20 protein-coding genes and 2 pseudogenes are annotated in these 20123 nt (G+C 41.5%); 11 read left to right on the top strand and 11 right to left on the bottom strand.

Features of this window, described 5'->3' with window-relative positions; translation table 11 throughout:
* Nucleotides 1-32 precede the first annotated feature (32 nt).
* The 4 genes from V7K62_RS15220 to V7K62_RS15235 form a co-directional block, all read right to left on the bottom strand.
* A complete protein-coding gene (locus V7K62_RS15220; protein WP_334865289.1) occupies nucleotides 33-1529 on the bottom strand; it encodes an NADH-quinone oxidoreductase subunit M in 1497 nt (498 codons plus the stop codon).
* A 143-nt stretch (nucleotides 1530-1672) separates the two neighbouring features.
* Complete coding sequence (locus tag V7K62_RS15225) at nucleotides 1673-2386, bottom strand: carbonic anhydrase (RefSeq protein ID WP_334865290.1); 714 nt, start codon at nucleotides 2384-2386, stop codon at nucleotides 1673-1675.
* A gap of 51 nt (nucleotides 2387-2437) precedes the next feature.
* Nucleotides 2438-4315: an NAD(P)H-quinone oxidoreductase subunit F gene (locus V7K62_RS15230; protein WP_334865292.1), complete on the bottom strand. Its 1878-nt coding sequence runs from the start codon at nucleotides 4313-4315 to the stop codon at nucleotides 2438-2440.
* A gap of 350 nt (nucleotides 4316-4665) precedes the next feature.
* Nucleotides 4666-4851 carry a hypothetical protein gene (locus V7K62_RS15235; protein ID WP_334865294.1) on the bottom strand — a complete coding sequence of 62 codons (186 nt, stop codon included), beginning with the start codon at nucleotides 4849-4851 and terminating at the stop codon, nucleotides 4666-4668.
* 137 nt (nucleotides 4852-4988) lie between these two features.
* On the opposite strand from V7K62_RS15235, the gene V7K62_RS15240 reads away from it, so the two are divergent.
* The 8 genes from V7K62_RS15240 to V7K62_RS15275 all read left to right on the top strand — a co-directional run bounded on the left by V7K62_RS15240 (nucleotide 4989) and on the right by V7K62_RS15275 (nucleotide 11938).
* On the top strand, nucleotides 4989-5204 hold the full coding sequence (locus tag V7K62_RS15240) for a hypothetical protein (protein ID WP_334865295.1): 216 nt from the start codon (nucleotides 4989-4991) through the stop codon (nucleotides 5202-5204).
* A gap of 35 nt (nucleotides 5205-5239) precedes the next feature.
* Nucleotides 5240-5446 carry a hypothetical protein gene (locus V7K62_RS15245; protein WP_334865297.1) on the top strand — a complete coding sequence of 69 codons (207 nt, stop codon included), beginning with the start codon at nucleotides 5240-5242 and terminating at the stop codon, nucleotides 5444-5446.
* A gap of 98 nt (nucleotides 5447-5544) precedes the next feature.
* Nucleotides 5545-5784 (top strand): hypothetical protein, encoded by a 240-nt coding sequence (locus V7K62_RS15250; RefSeq protein ID WP_094347747.1) that lies wholly within the window; start codon nucleotides 5545-5547, stop codon nucleotides 5782-5784.
* Entirely contained in the window at nucleotides 5781-6239 is a 459-nt protein-coding gene (locus V7K62_RS15255) for an HNH endonuclease (RefSeq protein WP_334865298.1), read from the top strand. Before V7K62_RS15250 ends, V7K62_RS15255 begins: the two co-directional genes overlap by 4 nt.
* Before the next feature lie 329 nt (nucleotides 6240-6568).
* Nucleotides 6569-8617 carry a pentapeptide repeat-containing protein gene (locus V7K62_RS15260; protein WP_334865300.1) on the top strand — a complete coding sequence of 683 codons (2049 nt, stop codon included), beginning with the start codon at nucleotides 6569-6571 and terminating at the stop codon, nucleotides 8615-8617.
* Between the two features lie 291 nt (nucleotides 8618-8908).
* Complete coding sequence (locus tag V7K62_RS15265; protein ID WP_334865302.1) at nucleotides 8909-10450, top strand: FAD-binding oxidoreductase; 1542 nt, start codon at nucleotides 8909-8911, stop codon at nucleotides 10448-10450.
* 33 nt (nucleotides 10451-10483) lie between these two features.
* On the top strand, nucleotides 10484-11188 hold the full coding sequence (locus V7K62_RS15270) for an actin-binding WH2 domain-containing protein (RefSeq protein WP_334866005.1): 705 nt from the start codon (nucleotides 10484-10486) through the stop codon (nucleotides 11186-11188).
* 42 nt (nucleotides 11189-11230) lie between these two features.
* The gene (locus tag V7K62_RS15275) at nucleotides 11231-11938 is read left to right on the top strand and encodes an actin-binding WH2 domain-containing protein (RefSeq protein ID WP_334865303.1); all 708 of its coding nucleotides are present in this window, start codon (nucleotides 11231-11233) and stop codon (nucleotides 11936-11938) included.
* Between the two features lie 324 nt (nucleotides 11939-12262).
* Here V7K62_RS15275 and V7K62_RS15280 read toward each other — a convergent pair whose 3' ends face one another.
* Together V7K62_RS15280 and V7K62_RS15285 are read right to left on the bottom strand one after the other, a co-directional pair.
* Complete coding sequence (locus V7K62_RS15280; protein ID WP_334865305.1) at nucleotides 12263-12685, bottom strand: lysozyme inhibitor LprI family protein; 423 nt, start codon at nucleotides 12683-12685, stop codon at nucleotides 12263-12265.
* Nucleotides 12686-12812: 127 nt separating this feature from the next.
* Entirely contained in the window at nucleotides 12813-12935 is a 123-nt protein-coding gene (locus V7K62_RS15285; protein WP_334865307.1) for a hypothetical protein, read from the bottom strand.
* A gap of 612 nt (nucleotides 12936-13547) precedes the next feature.
* Here V7K62_RS15285 and crtR point away from each other — a divergent pair.
* Complete coding sequence (crtR, locus tag V7K62_RS15290; RefSeq protein WP_334865309.1) at nucleotides 13548-14609, top strand: beta-carotene hydroxylase; 1062 nt, start codon at nucleotides 13548-13550, stop codon at nucleotides 14607-14609.
* 190 nt (nucleotides 14610-14799) lie between these two features.
* Here crtR and V7K62_RS15295 read toward each other — a convergent pair whose 3' ends face one another.
* From V7K62_RS15295 to V7K62_RS15300, 3 genes and pseudogenes are all read right to left on the bottom strand, one after another.
* A complete protein-coding gene (locus V7K62_RS15295; protein ID WP_442937288.1) occupies nucleotides 14800-15408 on the bottom strand; it encodes a sterol desaturase family protein in 609 nt (202 codons plus the stop codon).
* Nucleotides 15409-15938: 530 nt separating this feature from the next.
* The gene (locus tag V7K62_RS31575; RefSeq protein ID WP_442937300.1) at nucleotides 15939-16217 is read right to left on the bottom strand and encodes an FkbM family methyltransferase; all 279 of its coding nucleotides are present in this window, start codon (nucleotides 16215-16217) and stop codon (nucleotides 15939-15941) included.
* Nucleotides 16157-16372: pseudogene (locus tag V7K62_RS15300) on the bottom strand (hypothetical protein); the annotation flags it as partial. The gene V7K62_RS31575 and the pseudogene V7K62_RS15300, both read right to left, overlap by 61 nt.
* Before the next feature lie 232 nt (nucleotides 16373-16604).
* On the opposite strand from V7K62_RS15300, the gene V7K62_RS15305 reads away from it, so the two are divergent.
* Nucleotides 16605-17009 (top strand): NIL domain-containing protein, encoded by a 405-nt coding sequence (locus tag V7K62_RS15305; RefSeq protein ID WP_104905189.1) that lies wholly within the window; start codon nucleotides 16605-16607, stop codon nucleotides 17007-17009.
* 41 nt (nucleotides 17010-17050) lie between these two features.
* Here the strand turns inward: V7K62_RS15305 and V7K62_RS15310 are convergent, their stop codons facing one another.
* Nucleotides 17051-18118, bottom strand: a complete 1068-nt coding sequence (locus tag V7K62_RS15310; protein WP_334865313.1) for a DUF3616 domain-containing protein — start codon at nucleotides 18116-18118, stop codon at nucleotides 17051-17053.
* Between the two features lie 281 nt (nucleotides 18119-18399).
* Here V7K62_RS15310 and V7K62_RS15315 point away from each other — a divergent pair, with 281 nt between their 5' ends.
* On the top strand, nucleotides 18400-19383 hold the full coding sequence (locus V7K62_RS15315; protein ID WP_334865315.1) for a CHAD domain-containing protein: 984 nt from the start codon (nucleotides 18400-18402) through the stop codon (nucleotides 19381-19383).
* A 29-nt stretch (nucleotides 19384-19412) separates the two neighbouring features.
* On the opposite strand, the pseudogene V7K62_RS15320 reads toward V7K62_RS15315, so the two are convergent.
* A pseudogene (locus V7K62_RS15320) lies at nucleotides 19413-19601 on the bottom strand (hypothetical protein); the annotation flags it as partial.
* Between the last annotated feature and the right edge of the window lie 522 nt (nucleotides 19602-20123).

The following is a 20123-nucleotide window of genomic DNA, read 5'->3' on the forward strand; positions in this document are numbered from 1 at the left end:
TGGGGATAGAGGAAGAAACTGTAATTTGTAACCTATTTCAGCGCTACTTCAGAGATTACGGTTTTTTCTAAAGAGGGAATTGCAGCCACCATTGTTGTAGTTGTGGATTCACTCCAACGCACTAACCAAGTGGGTTGTACTCCCAAAAAGATGATGAAAGCTGCCAAAATTAAAGCTGGTATTTTCTCAGACCAAAGAACTTTGGGATAGTAGGCGATGTTATCCAGTCTGCCAAAACAAGTACGGTTGAGGAGGATGAGAAAATAAACTGCGGTTAATCCACTAGCAACTACACACAAAATAGTTGGGATGGGAAAGGCAGAGAAGCTACCTTGAAAGACGATAAATTCCGCGATGAATCCTGTTAAACCGGGAATACCAGCACTAGCCATCCCACTTAAAACTAGTAAGGCGCTAATTAGAGGTAAGCCGCGTATAGGACTCATTAAACCATTGAGTTTATCTAACTCGCGGGTGCCAACTTTGGCTTCTACGACTCCCACCAAGTGGAAGAGAATCGCCAAGATGATACCGTGGCTAAACATTTGGGCGACTGCACCAACGAGTGCTAAGGGAGTACTAGCAGCACCAGCTAACAAAATATAGCCCATGTGACCGACGGAACTGTATGCTACCATGCGCTTGATATCTGTTTGAGCGATCGCAATTACTGCCCCATAGATGGCGCTGACTGCTCCCCAAATTGCTAAAGTTGGTGCAATAATGCTCCAAGCATGGGGAAACATACCCAACCCAAATCGCAGCAGTCCATAAGTTCCCAGCTTTGCCAACACGCCACCGAGAAGAATGGCAATTGGTGCTGAAGCCTCAACGTAAGCATCGGGTAGCCAAGTATGGAAGGGAACTAAGGGAATTTTAATCCCAAAACCTAACACTATTCCTGCTAGTAAAAGGATTTGTTTGGCTGTTGACAGGTTTTCTGTAGAGACTGCATCAAAAGCAAAATTGGTAGAACCACTCAGCCACACCATACCCAAAAATGTTGCCAGAATTAAGGCTCCGGAAACAGCAGTATAAATCAGGAATTTAATCCCAGCGTAACCCCGTTTTGCTCCACCCCAAATGGAAATTAGTAAGTAGAAAGGGATTAATTCTAGTTCATAGAATAGGAAGAATAGCAGTAAATTCTCCGCGACAAAAGCACCTGCGACTCCTCCACTAACTAATAAAATCATCGAGTAGAACAGCCGGGGGCGTTCAGTTTCTTTACTACTGCTGTAAATAGCAATCCAGGTGAGTAGGCTATTTAACACCAACATCAAGATAGAAAGCCCATCAACACCTAATTGATAGTTCAAGCCAAGGGTTTCATTCCAGGGTAAATACTCTTTAAATTGCATTCCTGGATTGCTAATATCAAATTTTAGCAGGATAAACAGGTTCCAAAAGAGAACTAGCCCCGAAAAAATTAATGCTATTAAACGAATGCGATGTTTAGGGATACTTACAGGTAATATTGCTATAAAAATAGCCGTTAAAATTGGCAGCCAAATCAAAACACTTAACATGGTAATTTTATCCTTTGTCCTTTTCCTCGTTCCCAGTCTCCGACTGGAAACGCACTTCATTACGGCTCTGCCGCGAATTCATGAGGCAGTATGAATTTGCATTCCCAGCCGGAGACTGGGAACAAGATTTAAGTACAAAAAAGCTAGCCTACTATACTGATTTTGCCAGTATCTAAATCGTAATAAGCTCCGACTATTTTCAGCTTTTCTCCCTTGATTAACTCAGATAAAACTGGCGATGAATTCAATTTTTTCATTTGTGCCAAAACATTTGCTTTACAAGCGTTTTCTAACTTATCTCCTGATTTTCCTTTTGAGCTTTCTACACTCGGTTTAATTGCCTCAAGCAAACTTCCGATTTGCCCTGGCACTTCAGCACCTTTGATTGCGGCATCTACCGCACCACATCTTTCATGTCCCACTACCATAATGACTTTGGAACCTAATACTAAACTGCCAAATTCTAGGCTACCAATTTCTTCTCGTGTGGCAATATTACCAGCTACACGGCAGACAAATAAATCTCCAAGTCCTTGGTCAAAGACAATCTCTGAAGGTACCCGTGAATCTGCACAACTGAGAATTGAAGCAAAGGGCTTTTGACCTTTGGCAACTTCGGCTAAACGTGAATAGGTTTGGTGTGGATTACGACGTTTTCTTTGGGCAAATCTTTCATTTCCATCTAGTAATTCTTGCAATGCTTTATCGGGGGTAATCTCATCTTCTGCTGGGGCTTTTTCGGCTGCAAGTAAGTTTGAGCTAAGTCCGGCTGTCAATACACCCGTACCGATCGCACCTGCACCAAACTTAAATAAACTTCTTCTGGAAAGATTTATCTGCGGATGTTGTATGCTCATGGAATTATTCTCACAATATTAAACTGTTAACTTTTAGTAGCATAGTTACTGCTACCCAACTGTCGAGATTTGAAAAATCACATTTAAAAACTGCATTCCCCAAAATGGCCAAGTTACCCACATTCCTAAAAGACTCACACCTAGAAGAACAGTGAAGGCATAAAACTGGGTTTGTCCAGAGGTGCTATATTTAAGACCTTCGCCACCTAATAGCGAAAATAAACCAACGAGATTAACGATGCCATCGACTACAAAGCGGTCAATCATATCGGCAATTTGGGAAATTTTTACAACTCCAAAAATTATGGTAATCCGATAGAGTTTAGGGGTGTAAAAGTCGTATGCAAATAAATCTTGTAATCCTTGCCAAGGGAGGCGAATCGGTTTAGGAATATTGCCTAAATAAATCACGCCAGTGATACTGCAACCGAAAATACTCGACCCAATTAAAAGTAGTGCGACATCTTTATTTAGGCTTGCCCAATCGGGTAAAAGTGATAAGCTTTGCAACACTAAAGGAAGATGTAGACTGACACCAAGTAAAATCATTGTTGGCAGAATCATCGGCCAGTGGGCTTCAGGCGATCGCTGACTCATTTGTGTCGGTTTACCACCAAAAATTAAACCGAATTCTCTAGTTAAGCTCACGGCTGTTAAAGTATTCACCGCTATCACTACTCCCACTAACCAAGGTTGCGTTTCCCACAACCCATCTGCTAGTTCCATCAGCGCCCAAAAGCTACCCAACGGTGGAAAACCAATTAATCCCAATGTGCCGACGATAAAAGCGATCGCAGAAATCGGGCGACGTGTCCATAATCCGCCTAATTGGGTGACATCTTGGGTGATGCTATTCCAGATAATTCCGCCAGTACTCATCACCAACAAAGCTGCGGATATGGCATGGGTGAGTACTAACAATAGCGCCGCTTCGTATTGTTGCACTCCCACGGCGATGAATACTAAACCCATGTATGCACTGACAGAATAGGATTGGCAGCGTTTAAGATCGATTTGCGCGATCGCAATTAAAGAAGCACCCACGGCTGTCACCGCACCAATCGCAACCATCGCTGAGGAAGCTATGGGTGAGATGCTTAACACAGGTTGCAATTTAATCAGCACCCATGCACCACTAGCTACTACTACCGAGTTCCGCAAAATCGTACTAGGAACAGGGCCTTCCATCGCTTCATCTAGCCACAGATGCAGGGGAAATTGGGCACATTTGCCCATCGGCCCAGCAATTAAAGCTAAACTTACCAATGCCATAGTTGTCGGGTTGACGTTAGCAGTAGCCGCCCACTCAGCTAATTCTGGATAATTCCAAGTTCCAGCTAAAGGCCATAATGCCAACACGCCCATCAGCAAGAATAAGTCTCCCACCCGCTTGGTTAAGAAAGCGTCTCTCGCACCTGAGACTACCAATGGCTGGCTAAACCATAAGCCAACTAGTAGATAGGTTCCCAGCGTGAGGACTTCCAAAATTACATAGCTGAAGAACAAGTTATTACACAAAGCAAGGGCACATAATCCCGCTTCAAATAATCCCAATAAAGAATAGAAGCGTCCCCAACCCCAATCCATCTCCATGTAGCCAATTGCATAAATCTGCGCCAGCAAATTCAAGCCAGTAATCACAACCAAAGCGCCGACACTGACTGAGGATATTTCCAAAGCAATAGTCAAGTCTAAACCAGCTGTAGATAACCACGGAATAAATACTTCTTGGGCTGGATAATTCCAAGTTGCTTGTAAGGCGATCGCACAATGCACAAACGCCAAAAATGTCATCACCAAGTTTACATAACCCGCCGGTCTTGGCCCTGTGCGACGAATGATCCCTGGCGACCAAGGCACGGCTAATAAGCCACCTATTAAGGCATAGCACGGAACTAGCCAAACAGTCTCAAGTAGAAACTGAGCCATCAACTTACCTCTATTATTGTCATCAAAAACTATGGGTTTTAAATCAACTGCCGTTGATCCCTGTTACCCAGCGATTGTAGATAAGGCAAATTTATCTTTGTTTAATTTTGTTAGAAACAGCTTACCGTTATATCAAGCAAAAAGGAATTATTTTGTTAAATAAATTTGAGATAACAACTCTAATTATTTCTTATATATATAGTGAACTATTCAAGCAATGAATAATAAGTATTTATTCTTATCTATGTATTGAGTAAGAGATGAATCAATAGTTATCATTAGTTTTTTCAATTGATATAAATGACAAGAGACGCTATGGATTGCGTCTCTATAAATCGACTAAATGTAATCTATATTTTGGTAATTTTGTCAACCTGCCAGTGAGAGATAGTAATGGCAGGTGGTGAGTCAATCTGGCTGATGGGGGCAGGTTTCATGTCCCGGTAGTCTAGGAGTTGGACTACGATGAGGTAGGCGATCGCTAAAATGATCGAAATCGCACCTGTAAGAATAGCAATTATTTTCGAGCGTTCCATCAGTATTTCCTGTAATGCAAGTTATTGTACAGTGTCTATATCCACATAATAGACTCGGCTATAGTTTCTGGGCATGAGCGAACCGCAGTTTAGCAGATAAAATATTAACAACCTGAAAGCGACATTGAGCTATTGCCATGACAACCAAACAAGCTATCTTTGACGCTATTGAACAACTGCCAGAGCAACACCTAAAAGACGTGTTGCAGTATGTTCAACAACTTGCACGTACCCAAAAATCACCAGCATCCAACCCACCCACCCAAAGCAGCGATCGCCTTGCAGATTTCATCGGTGCAGTATCTCACGGTTCTCTAGCTGCCAACTTAGACGACGAACTCTATGGCGGATAAGCTTTTTATTGATACATGGGGCTGGCTCACGCTCCATGACAAAAGCGAACGCTATCACCAACAAGCCACAGAAGCTTACCAATATGCGTAGACGCATTCGCGCCGCGTCTCGTAGAGAAGCGGCTTGTCGTCAGACATCGCTGAAAATGGGCAAATTTATACAACAGATTATGTTCTTGACGAAACGATTACTTTCTCGCTGTTACAGCAATTTTCATGTATTTGAACCACATCTGTCGTAAGGGCACAGCAATGCTGTGCCCCTACCGCGTGGTTTATTTACCCGAAAATAGCTGTTAAAATACCACCAGTCCGCTAAATTAAACGAGACATACAGCTTATGATTACTCAAATGATGGTTCAACCTTCATTCTGGGTAGATTCTGGAATCAAACTCAGTAAAGTTAGGGACATATATTTGTTTAAATTTACTGAAGAATTACAGTCTCGACTCGAAGAATTGTCTGAGAAAAAGAAAGCTGGATTGCTAACAAGCGAGGAAGATGCTGAATTGGCAGGCATATTGGAACTTGATAGAATTTTTACCTTGCTTAATGCCAAAATCATTTCTCAATCATGACAGTTAATGATTCCACCAAAAAATTACTCAGACAAAGAGCGAAATTTCTTTGTGAATACTGTCATTCTTCAGAAGAAGCAAGTGCTGCTCTATTTTCTATTGACCATATTATACCGCAGTCTCTTAAAGGTTCGGATGACCCTGATAACTTGGCATTAGCCTGTCAGCGTTGCAATGGATATCGCTACAATTTCACCACTGGAATTGATCCAGATACAGGACAGATGCTACCTCTATTTAATCCACGCCAGCAAAAGTGGTCTGACCACTTTATTTGGTCAGCAGATGGTCTAACAATTATTGGCATTACTTCTGTAGGACGAGCTACAAGTAATCGTTTAGACCTCAATGATGAACGTCATAATGAAGGCTCTATTGTCAAAGCTCGTCGTCTTTGGATCAAAGGTGGTTGGCACCCACCTGATGAAGACCCGCAACAAGTAAAAAAGAGCTGACCTTCCTTCAAAGGTTCAATGTTGACCTTCTGAGCCTCAACGATGACCTTCTGAGCCTCGAAGTTGCGGCTTTTATCCTCGAAGTTGCGCCTTTTATCCTCGACGTTGACCTTCTGAGGCTCAACAATGACCTTCTGAGCCTCGAAGTTGCGGCTTTTATCCTCGAAGTTGACCTTCTGAAGCTCAACAATGACCTTCTGAGCCTCGAAGTTGCGGCTTTTATCCTCGAAGTTGCACCTTTGATCCTAAACTAACAAATATATCTAAACATTCCTGAATTTACAGGGGTGAGCGTGTAGTAAAATTTGCTCACATCTGTCAAGTGGAACATGGCTTTAGACTTCTCCGGTCAAAATCTCCGAGGACGCAACTTCAAAGGTAGACAAGACCTTGCGGGTGCAAACTTTAGCTATGCCGATATCCGAGGGGCAAACTTCAGCCATGCTAACCTGACAGGGGCAAACTTCAGCCATGCCAAAGCTGGACTGCAACGACGTTGGGCAATTGGTTTAGTTATTGTCTCATTCTTATTGTCGGTACTGTCAGGATTTTTCTGGGCTATCAATGGTTACTTGGTGTCGCAGATATTTGACTCATCCAGTGAAAAGCAGATTGCGGGCTGGGTTGCTTTAATCACATTGATTGCCTTTTTCTTCATCACAATTCGCCAAGGAATAATAGCTGGTTTAGGAGCCTTCGCTGTCGCCTTCGCCGTTGCCTTCGCCGTCGCTGTAGCCGTCGCCGGAGCCGGAGCCATCGTGGGAGCCGCAGCCGCAGCCGTCGCCGGAGCCGGAGCCGTCGCTGTCGCCGCAGCCGTCGCTGGAGCCTTCGCCATCGCCGTCGCCTTCGCTGTCGCCGGAGCCTTCGCCGTCGCTGTCGCCTTCGCCGTCGCTGTCGCCGTCGCCTTCGCTGTCGCTGGAGCCTTCGCCGTTGCTGGAGCCTTCGCCGTCGCCGTCACCGGAGCCGTCGCCGGAACGTTATTTAGTATCTACATCAGCTGGCGAGCCATGAAAGGAGATCAAAAACACACCTTAATTCGTAATATCGCGATCGCCTTTGCTGCAACAGGAGGTACAAGTTTTCGTGGCGCTGACTTAACAGGTGCTGATTTCACCGCTGCGACGCTGAAAAGTACAGATTTCCGAAACACTATCCTTATCTGTAGCCGTTGGCATCAAGCCAAAATGCTTGACCGTGTTCGTCCTGGTTCAACTTATCTTCAAAACTCACAAGTACGTCAACTGCTGGTTACAGGACAGGGACAGGACACAAACTTTGACCGCCGTCAAAACCTACGAGGTATCAACTTACAAAAAGCTAACTTAGCAGATGCCAGCTTTATTGGCACCGATCTCAGTGAAGCTAATTTGCAAGATGCCGATTTGTCAAGAGCAAAGCTGAAGCAAACGCAACTAGACGGCACAGATTTAACAGGTGCAACCCTCACCGGAGCCTTCATTGAAGATTGGGGCATTACAAATACAACTAAATTGCATGGGGTGAGGTGTGAATATGTCTACATGCGCTTACCCACCAAAGAAGACCCCGATCCCCTCCGCAAACCTGATAATAAACAAGAGGAATTTGCAGACGGGGATTTTGCCGACTTTATCAAGCCAATTTTTGACACCCTCGACCTTTATCATAATCAAGGCGTTGACCCCCGCGCTGTGGCGATCGCTTTCAAAAACCTGGCCGAAAACCATCCCGAAGCTGAGTTAGAAATCGTGGCAATGGAGAAACGCGGCGATGATAAAATCTTACTCAGAGCCAAAACCGCCGCAGGTAGCGATAAATCTCAACTCAGTGCAGAATATTTTGATGATTATAATCAACTCAAAACTTTATCCCAGAGTCAGCAATTATTGCTTGTAGAAAAAGATCAGCGCATTATTAGTTTAGAAAATATGGTAGATACTGCTCTCAAGCAGCCGAAATTTTATACTCAAGGAGATACAAATATGTCAGATATCAGCGGCATCAATATTCAAGGCAGCAGTAATGTTAGCGGTATCGCTGGCAATAATTCTATTGCTAATTTGGGAACCATTAGCGGTAACGTGAGTATTGCCCTCAATGAGTTACCTGATGCAACCGATGCCGAGAAACCAGGAATCAAAGAATTATTGTCGCAGTTGCAAGATGCAATCATCCAATCCACATATTTGTCAGAAGAAGACAAAACCGAAGCGCTAGAACAGGTGAAGACTTTGGCAGAAGCGGGTAAAAATCCTCAAGAATCCACTAAGCAAAAGACGGCGAAAACAGCAATCACCATGTTGAAAGGGATATTTACAGGCTTACCTGCTGTTGCTTCTCTAGTTGAAGCGACTAATAAATTATTGCCTGCCATTTCTAAACTATTCGGTTTGGGATAATTAAACGTGAGGTCTTTTAAATAAAAAATCCTTAAGAGGATATTTTAAAAGTTCTTTGGTCGGTAGCAAAACGTTTTAGATCCCCCTAAATCCCCCTTTTTAAGGGGGACTTTGATTTCGGTTCCCCCCTTTTTAAGGGGGACTTTGATTTCGGTTCCCCCCTTAAAAAGGGGGGTTAGGGGGGATCTCTCTTGCACAAGTCCTGTTCCAATTACGATTTACCTGGACAGGATCATATCTACTTTCTTCATTCTCAGGTAGTTTTGGAATGTAGAGTTTAGTTTTTCCAAAATGTCTTTAACTGAAGAAATTCTTTCCCAATTACCTGGCGATGTTTTAAAAGGATTGCGTCAAGGCGATCGCATCCTCACATCTCTGCGCGAAAACACCGCACCAGTGCCAACGTTAGTTAAAGAAAGTCAACAGCCTTTAAGCGATGCCGACTTCGATGTAATTATCTGCGGTGGCACTTTGGGCATTTTAATTGGTTGCGCCTTGGCAGTGAAGGGGTTGCGGGTGGCGTTGCTGGAACGGGGAATTTTGCGGGGGAGGGAACAAGAATGGAATATTTCTCGCAAAGAATTAGATGTGTTTGTGGAATTAAACTTGCTGACTGAGGAAGAATTAGAGAGTGCGATCGCTACTCAATATAACCCAGCACGAGTTAGTTTTGCTGGCGGTACAGAAGTTTGGGTAGAGGATGTCTTGAATATCGGCGTAGATCCAGTTTATTTACTCGCTACCTTAAAAACCCGATTTCTCGCCACTGGGGGAAAGTTGTTAGAAAACACACCCTTTAGCGAAGCCGTGGTTCATCCCGACGGGGTGATGGTAAATAACCAATTTAAAACTCGGTTATTAATCGACGCGATGGGACATTTTTCACCCATCAGCCAACAAGCACGCCAAGGCAAAAAACCAGACGCTTTGTGCTTAGTTGTAGGAAGTTGCGCCCAAGGTTTTCCAGAAAATAACTCAGGCGACTTGTTATTATCATTCACTGAGTTGCAAAATCAATGCCAATATTTCTGGGAAGCCTTCCCAGCCAGGGATGGCAGAACCACTTACTTGTTTACCTACATGGATGCATATCCCCAACGCTTGAGTTTAGAAGCTCTATTTGAGGAATATCTGCGTCTTTTACCAGAATATCAGGGAGTGGAATTGAGCAAACTGAAATTTCAGCGATCGCTATTTGGTTTCTTTCCCACCTATCGCCAAAGTCCGCTAAAAACCCCTTGGAGTCGCATTCTACCAGCCGGGGACAGCAGTGGTAGTCAATCTCCCTTGAGTTTTGGTGGTTTTGGGGCAATGGTGCGTCACCTGAAGCGTTTAACTTCTGGCATTTCCGAAGCGCTGGAAACGGAACAATTATCTGCAAATGCGTTAACACTGCTGCAACCCTATCAGCCAAGTTTGACTGTCACCTGGTTGTTTCAAAGGGCGATGAGTGTTGGTGTAAATCAGAAAATTGCCCCAGATCAAATTAACCAATTACTCTCAGCGGTATTTCAGGAAATGCAACAGTTAGGTACACCAGTGCTAAAACCATTTTTACAAGATATAGTGCAGTTTTCGGCACTAACGCAAACACTGTTAAAAACTGGTTTATATCATCCTGTATTAGTTGCCAAGATAATTCCGCAAGTAGGTTTGGCAAGTTTGTTAGATTGGATGTTACATTACAGTAATTTAGGTGTATACACTGCCTTGTTTTCGCTAAGTCCAATGCTAGAAACATGGATTAAGAATCAACCAAAAGAACAACAATATTATTGGCATCGTTTGATTGATGCTTGGAAGTATGGTTCTGGCGGTGATTACTCAGATTAAATAAACTTAGAATTTTATCGGTGTGAGGATAATATTATGGAACGGAAATCATCAGGAATCAAATACTTTGCAGTGCTGATTGGATTCCTGCGCGATCGCCAAGGTTTTCTAGAAGAAGTTCGCCAAGGTACGAGATTACCAAATAAAATCATTTCGCTGCTGGTTTGCAGTTCCTTATTTATCGCTGCTTATGGCGGAATCATTGGTGCATACCATAGCTGGATGCAAGCTATATCTTCCGCCATTAAACTCCCAGCCCTTTATTTAATCACACTTTTGATTTGTATCCCGACGTTATTCTTTGCTAACATTATTTTTGGTTCAAAACGGACTTTTGCCCAGCATTTAGCATTAGTCTTAACTGCGGTTTCAGTCACGAGCGTACTTTTATTTAGCTTTGCCCCAATCACACTCTTTTTCTTAATTACCACCAATAATTACCAATTTTTAATCCTGTTAAATGTCTTGATCTTTGCCATCACTGGATTTATTGGTATTTCGTCTTTATATCAAGCCACGAGTTTAGTTTTAGAACAAGATGATGAAGGTAGTAAAACACGCCAGAAAATTTTACAATTTTGGCTATTTCTTTACGCTTTCGTAGGCAGTCAGTTAGGATGGACTCTCAGACCGTTTTTTGGCACACCTGGTTCTGTCTTTGAACTATTCCGCGAAAGAGAAGGTAATTTTTATTTAAGCGTGATTAAATCTCTTAGCTATCTCTTTGGATTCCGTTAAATATTCATTAGTAATTCCACCAAATATACAAACTATAAAATTATGCTGAAAAAGCAAAATCGCGGAATTCAACAATTTGGTGTTTTGGTTAATTTACTGCGCGATCGCCAGTCATTCTTAGAAGAAATTCGTCAGGGAGTGCGATTACAAAATAAAATCAGTTCTCTGTTCGTATCTAGTTCTATATTCTTTGCCATTTATGGTGCAATTATCGGTGCATCCCACAGTTGGGCACAGGCATTATCTGGTGCTATTAAACTTCCAGCATTCTATTTAATAACACTGATAATTTGTTTTCCCACGTTATTCTTTTTTAATGTTTTGTTTGGTTCGCGAAGCAGTATTCAACAGCATTTCGTGGTATTGCTCACATCTGTGTCAGTGATTAGCGTACTTTTATTTAGCTTGGCACCAGTTACGCTATTTTTTCTAATCACTACACCCGATTCTTATCAATTTTTTAAACTGTTGAACGTGTTTATTTTTGGCATTACAGGCATATTTGGCGTTAAATTCCTTTATGAGGGAATGCAATTACTTTCTCAACAAGATGAAGTTGGCAAAAAAACCCGCACCACTATTTTAAGATCCTGGTTATTGCTTTATGCCTTTGTTGGTATGCAGTTAGGATGGTTTCTCAGACCATTTTTTGGTGCCCCTGACTCGAAATTTGAGTTGTTTCGGGCAGTGAAAGGCAACTTTTATTTGGATATTGTCGCGGCGATTTCCGAAATCTTAGGTTTACGTTAATCTCAGAAAAAGATAATTAGTCTAGTTCCCAGTGACAACTAGTAGTTAAGGGACTGACAAATAAAAAAACATCCCAAATTCTCTTGTGGGATGGGTGTCCGCACCCGTCCTATATTCAGGGCGGGCTTTCCTGCCCACCCCACAAGATGGATAATTTATTTCTTGTCAGTCCCTAATAAAACCTAGCTTGATAAAACTTTCCTCGTTCCCAGGCTGCCGCCTGGGAATGCATTCATTGAGTCTCTGACTCAATACACCTCTTGCAGATTCATACAAGAAGTCTAATCTCTAAAAGCTTCTTCTAGACTGACTTTTAGCTTCAGCTTAAGGGTCGGTTTTCAGATATTCTTGTAATTGTTGGGTACGCAGTTTTGTGGTATTTTCCAAACAACCAGAATAAATGCTAGAGGCAATACTTCCGCCCTCATATTTGCTTCTCTCAAACTCACAATTGGTATCTCGAAACTTGACCCATGCTAGCTGTGCAGCAACCAACTTCTGTTTTCTAGACCTTTCTAATGTAGATACCAATTGTTGATAAACTTGATTCAGTTTTTTATCTGCATTCTGATAAGATAACTTCGTACATTCATTAATTGCTCTTTGAGTTTGAGGATTGTTGCAGTTTAGCTTTTGAACTAAGCGCATCTCAGATAAATCAGGCGTTGTGCTTGCTATTGTTATGGCAGAGGTATCTAAACTGCTGAGAGTTAGTATACTGGACAAAACTAGTAATAATTGACGCATAGCAAAACCTTTTTTGTTAAGTATATAAATTTGATATTTTAGGTGGCATCGAACTCATAATCAGAGTAGGAAGTGGTATCCTCCACAAATAAGTGTTATAGTTCGCGCGAAGTTTTCCCTATTTTGGCTACCAGTATACTCCCGCGATGGAGTTTTGGTTAAAAGAAGAAGCCAGCAACTGCACAGAATCGAAAGGGGGTAAGCGATCGCTAGTATATATAGCGTTTCCTAACCAGATGAGGTACATCATAGCCCCCTCATCGCTTGCGGGGAGGGGGTTGGGGGTGGGGTTCTTGTACCTCACTGAACCGAGAACCGCTATATACTTATTGCATCAGCCATGAAAAGGGACGACTTTTTTATTTAAGCAAATAAAATATCCATTTTTGTTAGAAGTATGATATCGGTGTCTAAAATATTTTTATTATACGTCAAATTCCGACAAAACTCTTGCGTTTATCATTCAAATAACTGTATTCTTTATATTGTTGAAAATTGTTTTTCACAAAATCAATAACAAAGCATAATTTCAGCACATCGGAAAAAACATTGACTAGGCAAATCGATAAATGTCGATATCAAACCAAAATCTATGTATGCCGTTGGCGCTGGCATTATGAGTAACAGGAGTAACTCCCGGAATGAAAAATAAAATATTTTGTTTATGTGTGTAGTGTAGCAAGGAATTCAAAATTTTTCCTATTCCCTATCTCTTACAGTCCATACCTAATTTGAACAGAGAAGAGTATTGGCTAAATTTTCAATCTTTTCATCTCTCTAATCGGGGTAAGAAATCTATTCTGTGCTGGCTGAGTTTGGGATTTCAAGCCCATTTTATCAACGAATCACGAACAGGAAAATTATGACCTCTTTAGATCCTAATTTTTTTGACATCCCGGACAAAAGCCTAATCATCATCGACCCAGCCGTTGATGACTATAAAAAGCTAAATGGCAACAACTTGGAAGTCATCTTTGAAGACATAGTAGATACAGAAGTAAGAACGGTAACTTCAGAAGCACATAAACTGCTGAAAGTTCCACCGAAGGAATTGTTAGCGCCTCCTGGTGATTTCAATCCTACACTACTACTGTTTTTTGCATCTGTGACAGTGCTGGTGTCATCTAATTGTGGTTACTGGCTTTGGCAATGGCCAGACTGGCTGTGTTTTGTTTCTAACACTATTGCCTTGCATTGTGCTGGAACAGTAATTCATGATGCTTGTCACCAATCTGCCCACCGCAATCGAGCAATTAATGCCATGCTAGGGCATGGTAGCGCCCTGATGCTGGGGTTTGTTTTCCCAGTGTTTACACGAGTACATTTGCAGCATCATGCTCATGTCAACCATCCCAAAGATGACCCCGATCATTTTGTTTCTACAGGTGGGCCGCTGTGGCTAATTGCATTTCGATTCTTGTCCCACGAGGTGTTTTTCTTTCGACGGCGACTGTGGCGCAAATATGAGCTATGGGAATGGTTCATTAGCCGTCTGATTGTTGTTGCAATTGTTTATATCTCAGTTCAATATCATTTTTTAATGTACGTTCTCAATTTTTGGGTTGTACCTTCTGGTATAGTGGGATTAATACTGGGCTTATTTTTTGATTATTTGCCCCATCGTCCCTTTATTGAACGCGATCGCTGGAAAAATGCTCGTGTATACCCCAGCCCAATTCTTAACATCCTGATTTTAGGCCAGAACTACCATTTAATTCATCATTTATGGACTTGTATCCCCTGGTACAAATATCAGTCTACATACTATCTGATGAAGCCTTTGTTAGATGAAAAAGGCTGTTACCAAACTTCAGGGTTACGACAAAAGAAAGACTTTTTAGAGTTTATTTACGATATCTTTGTCGGAATTCGCTTTACTCATCAAAAAACTAACAATCAAGATGAATCACAAAGTCGTGAATAAGCATTATAGCGGTTCTCAGTTGAGTGAGATACAAGAACCCCACCCCCAACCCCCTCCCCGCTCTTCGAGAGGGGGCTATGACATACCTTGTATGATTAGGAAACGCTATAACTCCTGAATTAGTCATTAGTCTTTTGTCATTTGGAAATAACCAATGACTAAAAACTAATGACTAATGACTTATCCAAAATTAAAACTCCCTTGTGTGGGTTTCGTTTTCATAATTAGGATCTTCAGTACCGAGCAGTTTGTCCCAGAACGTAAAATACAAACCGTAGTGTACTTTATATTTGCGATGATGTATTGAATGATGCATAGAACCGATAAGCCACCTTCCAATCCAGTAACTTTTAGATGAGGAGGGAAATAACTCAAATCCGAGATGGGTAAATACTGCCCATACTGTCATAGTTATAAGTGCAGCAACTAAGGTGATGAAATGCAGCGGAATTATGAAGCTTACACCGACAAAGAAAAGTCCTTGTACGATCGCTTCTGGTAAGTCGAAAGCAGAAGAACTCCAGGGCGTTGGCTCTCCTGAACGGTGGTGTCCATAATGCATCCATCTAAAAATTAGAGGCTGGTGAAAGATCCGATGGATAAAATAAAAGTAAGTATCCTGAAGAACCAGCACCGCAATAAAGCTAACTATTAAATACCACAGACCGTATTTCCAGAGGTCAGCGTATAACAGCGTTGCTCCCAAATTATACTCTGAGATGATAAATGCTCCACAAATAGCAAAAACCACTGTGGAGAGTACCGATAATTCAATATCCTTTTTAATGGAACAACTCATCAAAGGTTTCAAACGCAAACTCTTGTTGGCGAGAGACTTCCCCAGAACTAAATAAAAGAGCAAGTATGCTCCCCCAGCAATCAGAAAGTATCGGGCAAGAGTGATACCGAAGAATAAAAAGCAATAATACCAAAATGAGTGGTTCGTCAATTAGACCCATCCGTAATATTAATTTGGTGAAATGAAAATGCTGATTATGTCCAATTCTTTTGGTCTGTATTACCAAAAATAACCAAATTACGATTTAATTTGTTAATCGACAAAATCCACTGCTTATTTTACAACATCAAGTATAGGACTTACGCACTGTACAAATGCCTCGTGATCTGAATTAACGATGCTTCCGGTTGTTTCAGGCTTTTCTTAATTATCCTGCGATTGTAAATAGACGATAATGTCGGGGCACAGCAATGCTGTGCCCTTACGAAAGATGTGGTTTTTAAACTTATGCATATTTGATATTTATTGTCAATGCGTAAATCCAAAAGTAGTTCAGCTAATCTATGTTAAATTTTATTAATAAAATTAGTTTAAATTTTATTGCGTATATAGAAATATAAGTTATTGCTGTTTATAAACAAAGGTTCTTGGTCAACTAAAATTTTATTAAATAGCTGATTTTGCAACCAAGTTCCAATTTCTTTAAGTCGTTCGTTTATATTATGTACTTTAACAACAATTGGCTTGATTTTTAACCAATTGTGTTCTTTAACACCTAAAAAAACCTCTAACTCACTTTTCTCTACGTCTATTTTTGATAAATTAATTTGCTGTAGATTTTGTTCGACTTTTCCAGACTCCAGCCCAATGCTACGGCTACTTCAGCAGCTAATTCTAGAGGATTGAATGGTTTAGCGATCGCACTAATCATTCCCATCTGGGCATAGCGACGGCGATCGGAAGCCTAGATATTAGCAGTTAACAAAATTACCGGAATCGCTTTGGTTAATGGATTGGCTTGTATAGCTGTAGTCAGATATGTTAGGACAGTGTTGATTGCTCAAAGCCTTGAAAGAACTGGGTTTATACTCAGCACGGGCTAAACCCTAACTATCCGCTAACAGCACTTTGCTATATGTTGAGGTAGGAGGCAGTGCAGCGTCCTTCTCTTGCCTTGCTGGTTCGTGCAACTTAGCGTCGGGAAGGACTGATCAAACTCTCAATACACTACAACAGAAAAACCCTCTGCTAAACCTGTGAAAAAACGAGTCACCCTGACCTTCCCGAAACGCGCCGTGCAAATGCCAGTCACTTACGTACTGGCCAAAGAGTTCAACGTCGCCGCCAATATTATCCGCGCCCAAGTTGCCCCAAATCAAATTGGCAAACTGGTAGTAGAACTATCGGGAGACATCGATCAATTAGATGCGGCGATCGAGTGGATGCGATCGCGTAATGTTAACGTTTCTTCGACATTAGGCGAAATTGCGATCGACGAGGATGTGTGTGTCCACTGTGGCTTGTGTACTGGGGTTTGTCCTACCGAAGCCCTCACCCTCCATCCAGAGACCTACAAGTTGACATTCACGCGATCGCGCTGTATCGTCTGCGAACAGTGTATTCCCACCTGTCCCGTACAAGCAATTTCTACTAACATTTAAGACTTTCTGATCAATCCAAAATCCAAAATCCAAAATTGAGTTTAGCCCAACTTAAACACATCCGCGATTACACCACCATCACCCACCAGCCTACTTTTTGCTGGAGAGTCATAAACTACCAATAGCGAAGGTATGCCAGCTACATCCTCAAACAGCGTCATTCCCTCAGCGTGATCTTCCCGATTTCCATAAGGGATATCTTGCACAAAATCGGGATTGCTGAAGACATTTTCTCGCAAATTCACACCATTTACCCAGCGATAAACTTGCACGGGCCCATCTAAATCCATCGTTGGCCCAGCTAAAATCAACAAATCTTTACCATCTACATACAAATCCCGGATTCCCAAACCATTCAACCAGATAAAATGCTTTTTATATAACTCCTGCAATTCCCCAATTTGCTTTAGTTTCATCAGTCCAGGGGTAGAATCTTCTAACTCTATTTCCAGCACCACAGCCCAACCCCGCAATACAGGGCCGCGCAAACCCAGAAAGACACGGTTTTGATAAATGCCTATTCCTTCAATATCAAAGCCATTGTCCTTTCCGGGAATTGCTGCTTGAATAAACAAGCCTAAATGGTCATCATTTGCTAAAGCTGTCATTAGCAAGTTACCCTGATTCGTCACCTCTAATTTAGCGGCATTCAATTCCACATCTGGCTTTTGGGGGTGTGGGCAAGATGAGAATAGCTTACCGTCTATCAGAGGAATCCTTCCTAAGATGTAACGGTTAGGTTCCGATTCAATTTTTGCTAGCCTTTTAAAGTTTTTGGCATCTGTATTTTCAGGTTGGGGTTTTTTGCGTTTGTAGCTGTGAGAACCAACAAACCATAAGTAATAGTCAGTGTAAGCCAGTCCTTCTATATCAATTTCTTCCTCTTCTGGTGCAGGTAAATTGATAAATTCTGCTACACGAAATTGTTGATGATCTGTAAATTTATCAGTATCAACCAAAGAGAGACGCTCAATAGTTGAGGTTTCATCTGACCCCAACCATAAATACTTCTGATGTGTTAGCAGCACTGCTGATAAGTCTTCTCTATGTTCTTTAAAAGAATCTACAAAAGTCAATAAAACTTGATTTAGCAAATGTAATTTTGGCATTTTAAATCATATTGAGAGTTACAAAAACGTTAAAGATGCTATTATAAGATGTGATTCAACTTCCTAAAAATATTTATCTCAAAACTATAGATCATATCAACTTGATGGTGTGATCTAACTTTGACCAATATTGCATATTTATAGAAGAGTATGCAACTATCAATAGTCATAAGCATATTTAACAATCCTCATGGCCTAAAAAAATATCAAAAGTAGATGCAAATTTTTAACTAATGTTGTTATTATGCAATAACCTCATGAGGTTATCATTCAGACCAATTATGAAATTAGCCACACAACCTACAGTAAAGACTCTCGGTGACTACGCCTACGAAGCGATTGAAAAACACTTTAAGAAAACCTTGAAGTGGGAAAAATCAGTGAAGAAAGATGAAGATCCAGAAGCGTTGCACCAAATGCGAGTGGGAATGCGCCGCCTACGGACAGCGGTAACTCGGTTTGGGCTAGCGGTGGATGTGTCGAAACCAGTCAGTGATAAAAATATTGGTAAAATAGCCCGCCGTCTTGGTAATCTGCGAGATTTAGACGTACTCAAAGAAAGCTTGGAAAACAATTACAAACCAAACTTACCCCACAAAGAACAGGAATCTCTGCAAACAGCTTTTACAGCTTTGGCTAAACAACGTGAAGATGTACAATCGAGTGTGCAGAAAACATTAAATGACGAATCTTACAAGTCTCTAAAAGATGAATTAGATAAGTGGTTAGAGAAACCCAGTTATCTACCTTTGGCATCTATTTCCATTCAGCAAGTGCTACCAGACTTACTTTTACCAGAAGTGAGTAACTTCTTTCTGCATCCGGGTTGGCTAGTTGGTACTCAATTTGTGAAATCAGAAGTGAAGATCCAGAAAAACTGGAAACCAAAAAAGATCGAAAAACAATTGACAACAGAAGGTGAAAATCTTCATAGTTTGCGAAAAGAAGCTAAACGTATACGCTACCTGATGGAGTTATTTACTGACTTATATGGCGAGTCTTACGCAGCTTATATTACAGAAGTGAAAAATATCCAAGAAATTTTGGGTACGATGCAAGATAGTGCCATTTTAACTGACTGGCTTACAGATGTTTACAAGTCAGAAATTCAGACTCAGTTGCCCACCCTTGCTAATTTGTTAACTGAAAATCGTTACCAGTCGTGGCAGCAGTGGCAACCTTTGCAAGAACGGTATCTGAAAACTGAAACCAGACATAGTTTTCATTTAACAATACTGCACCCGCTTTCAGGAGTTATCAGTTAAAAGTTACTCTTTGTTGGACAAGGATTGGACTAACGAACAGACAATTGAATAGGAGCTTCTAAGGACAAAACATAAACGCTGCTTTGGGGAATTTGTACAATACAGGTATTTTCGGCGGAACCCAAACCTGAAATTAATCCAGCAGCGCTTCCTAGCATGACTCCCTGGTCAAACTGTTCGCGATTGCCTTGGCTGAAGCCCCAGGTGCTTCTACCAATCTCCTGCCCCAAAAAATAAAGACGGGTTGCAGCCCGTCTAAATAGCTTGAAAGTGCAAATACACCTTGTATAGGATTGAAAATAACACATTTAGTTTTCTCAGAGTTGCCAATTTGCCAATTCCTAAAAAAGACATCTGGTGAAATTAAATATGCGTTATCCAGAACCCTTGTAGAGACGTAGCAGTGCTACGCCTCTAAATTTTTTCACTCATATCTATTAGGACTTACGCATTGACAGACATAACCAAATGTGCATTACCTCTAGTTACAAGGCAGAGCCTTGTAATGCTCTTGTGGGAGGGCTGCTGCCTCCTGGTTTGACGGGAGGCAGCAGCCCGATGATCGCATTCCCAGGCAGAGCCTGGGAACGAGGCAGGGTAAGACTTTTAGCTTAACAAGCTAACCATCCATATTATGGTCAATATGTAAAGTGCGTAAGTCCTAGAGTTGCCCGTCGTAGACATCGCACTCCTCACACTCATGAGCAATTTTCAGCAATTCTCTGGTCTGAAAAGAGTAA

The organism is Nostoc sp., assembly GCF_036917935.1.
Taxonomy (GTDB): domain Bacteria; phylum Cyanobacteriota; class Cyanobacteriia; order Cyanobacteriales; family Nostocaceae; genus Nostoc.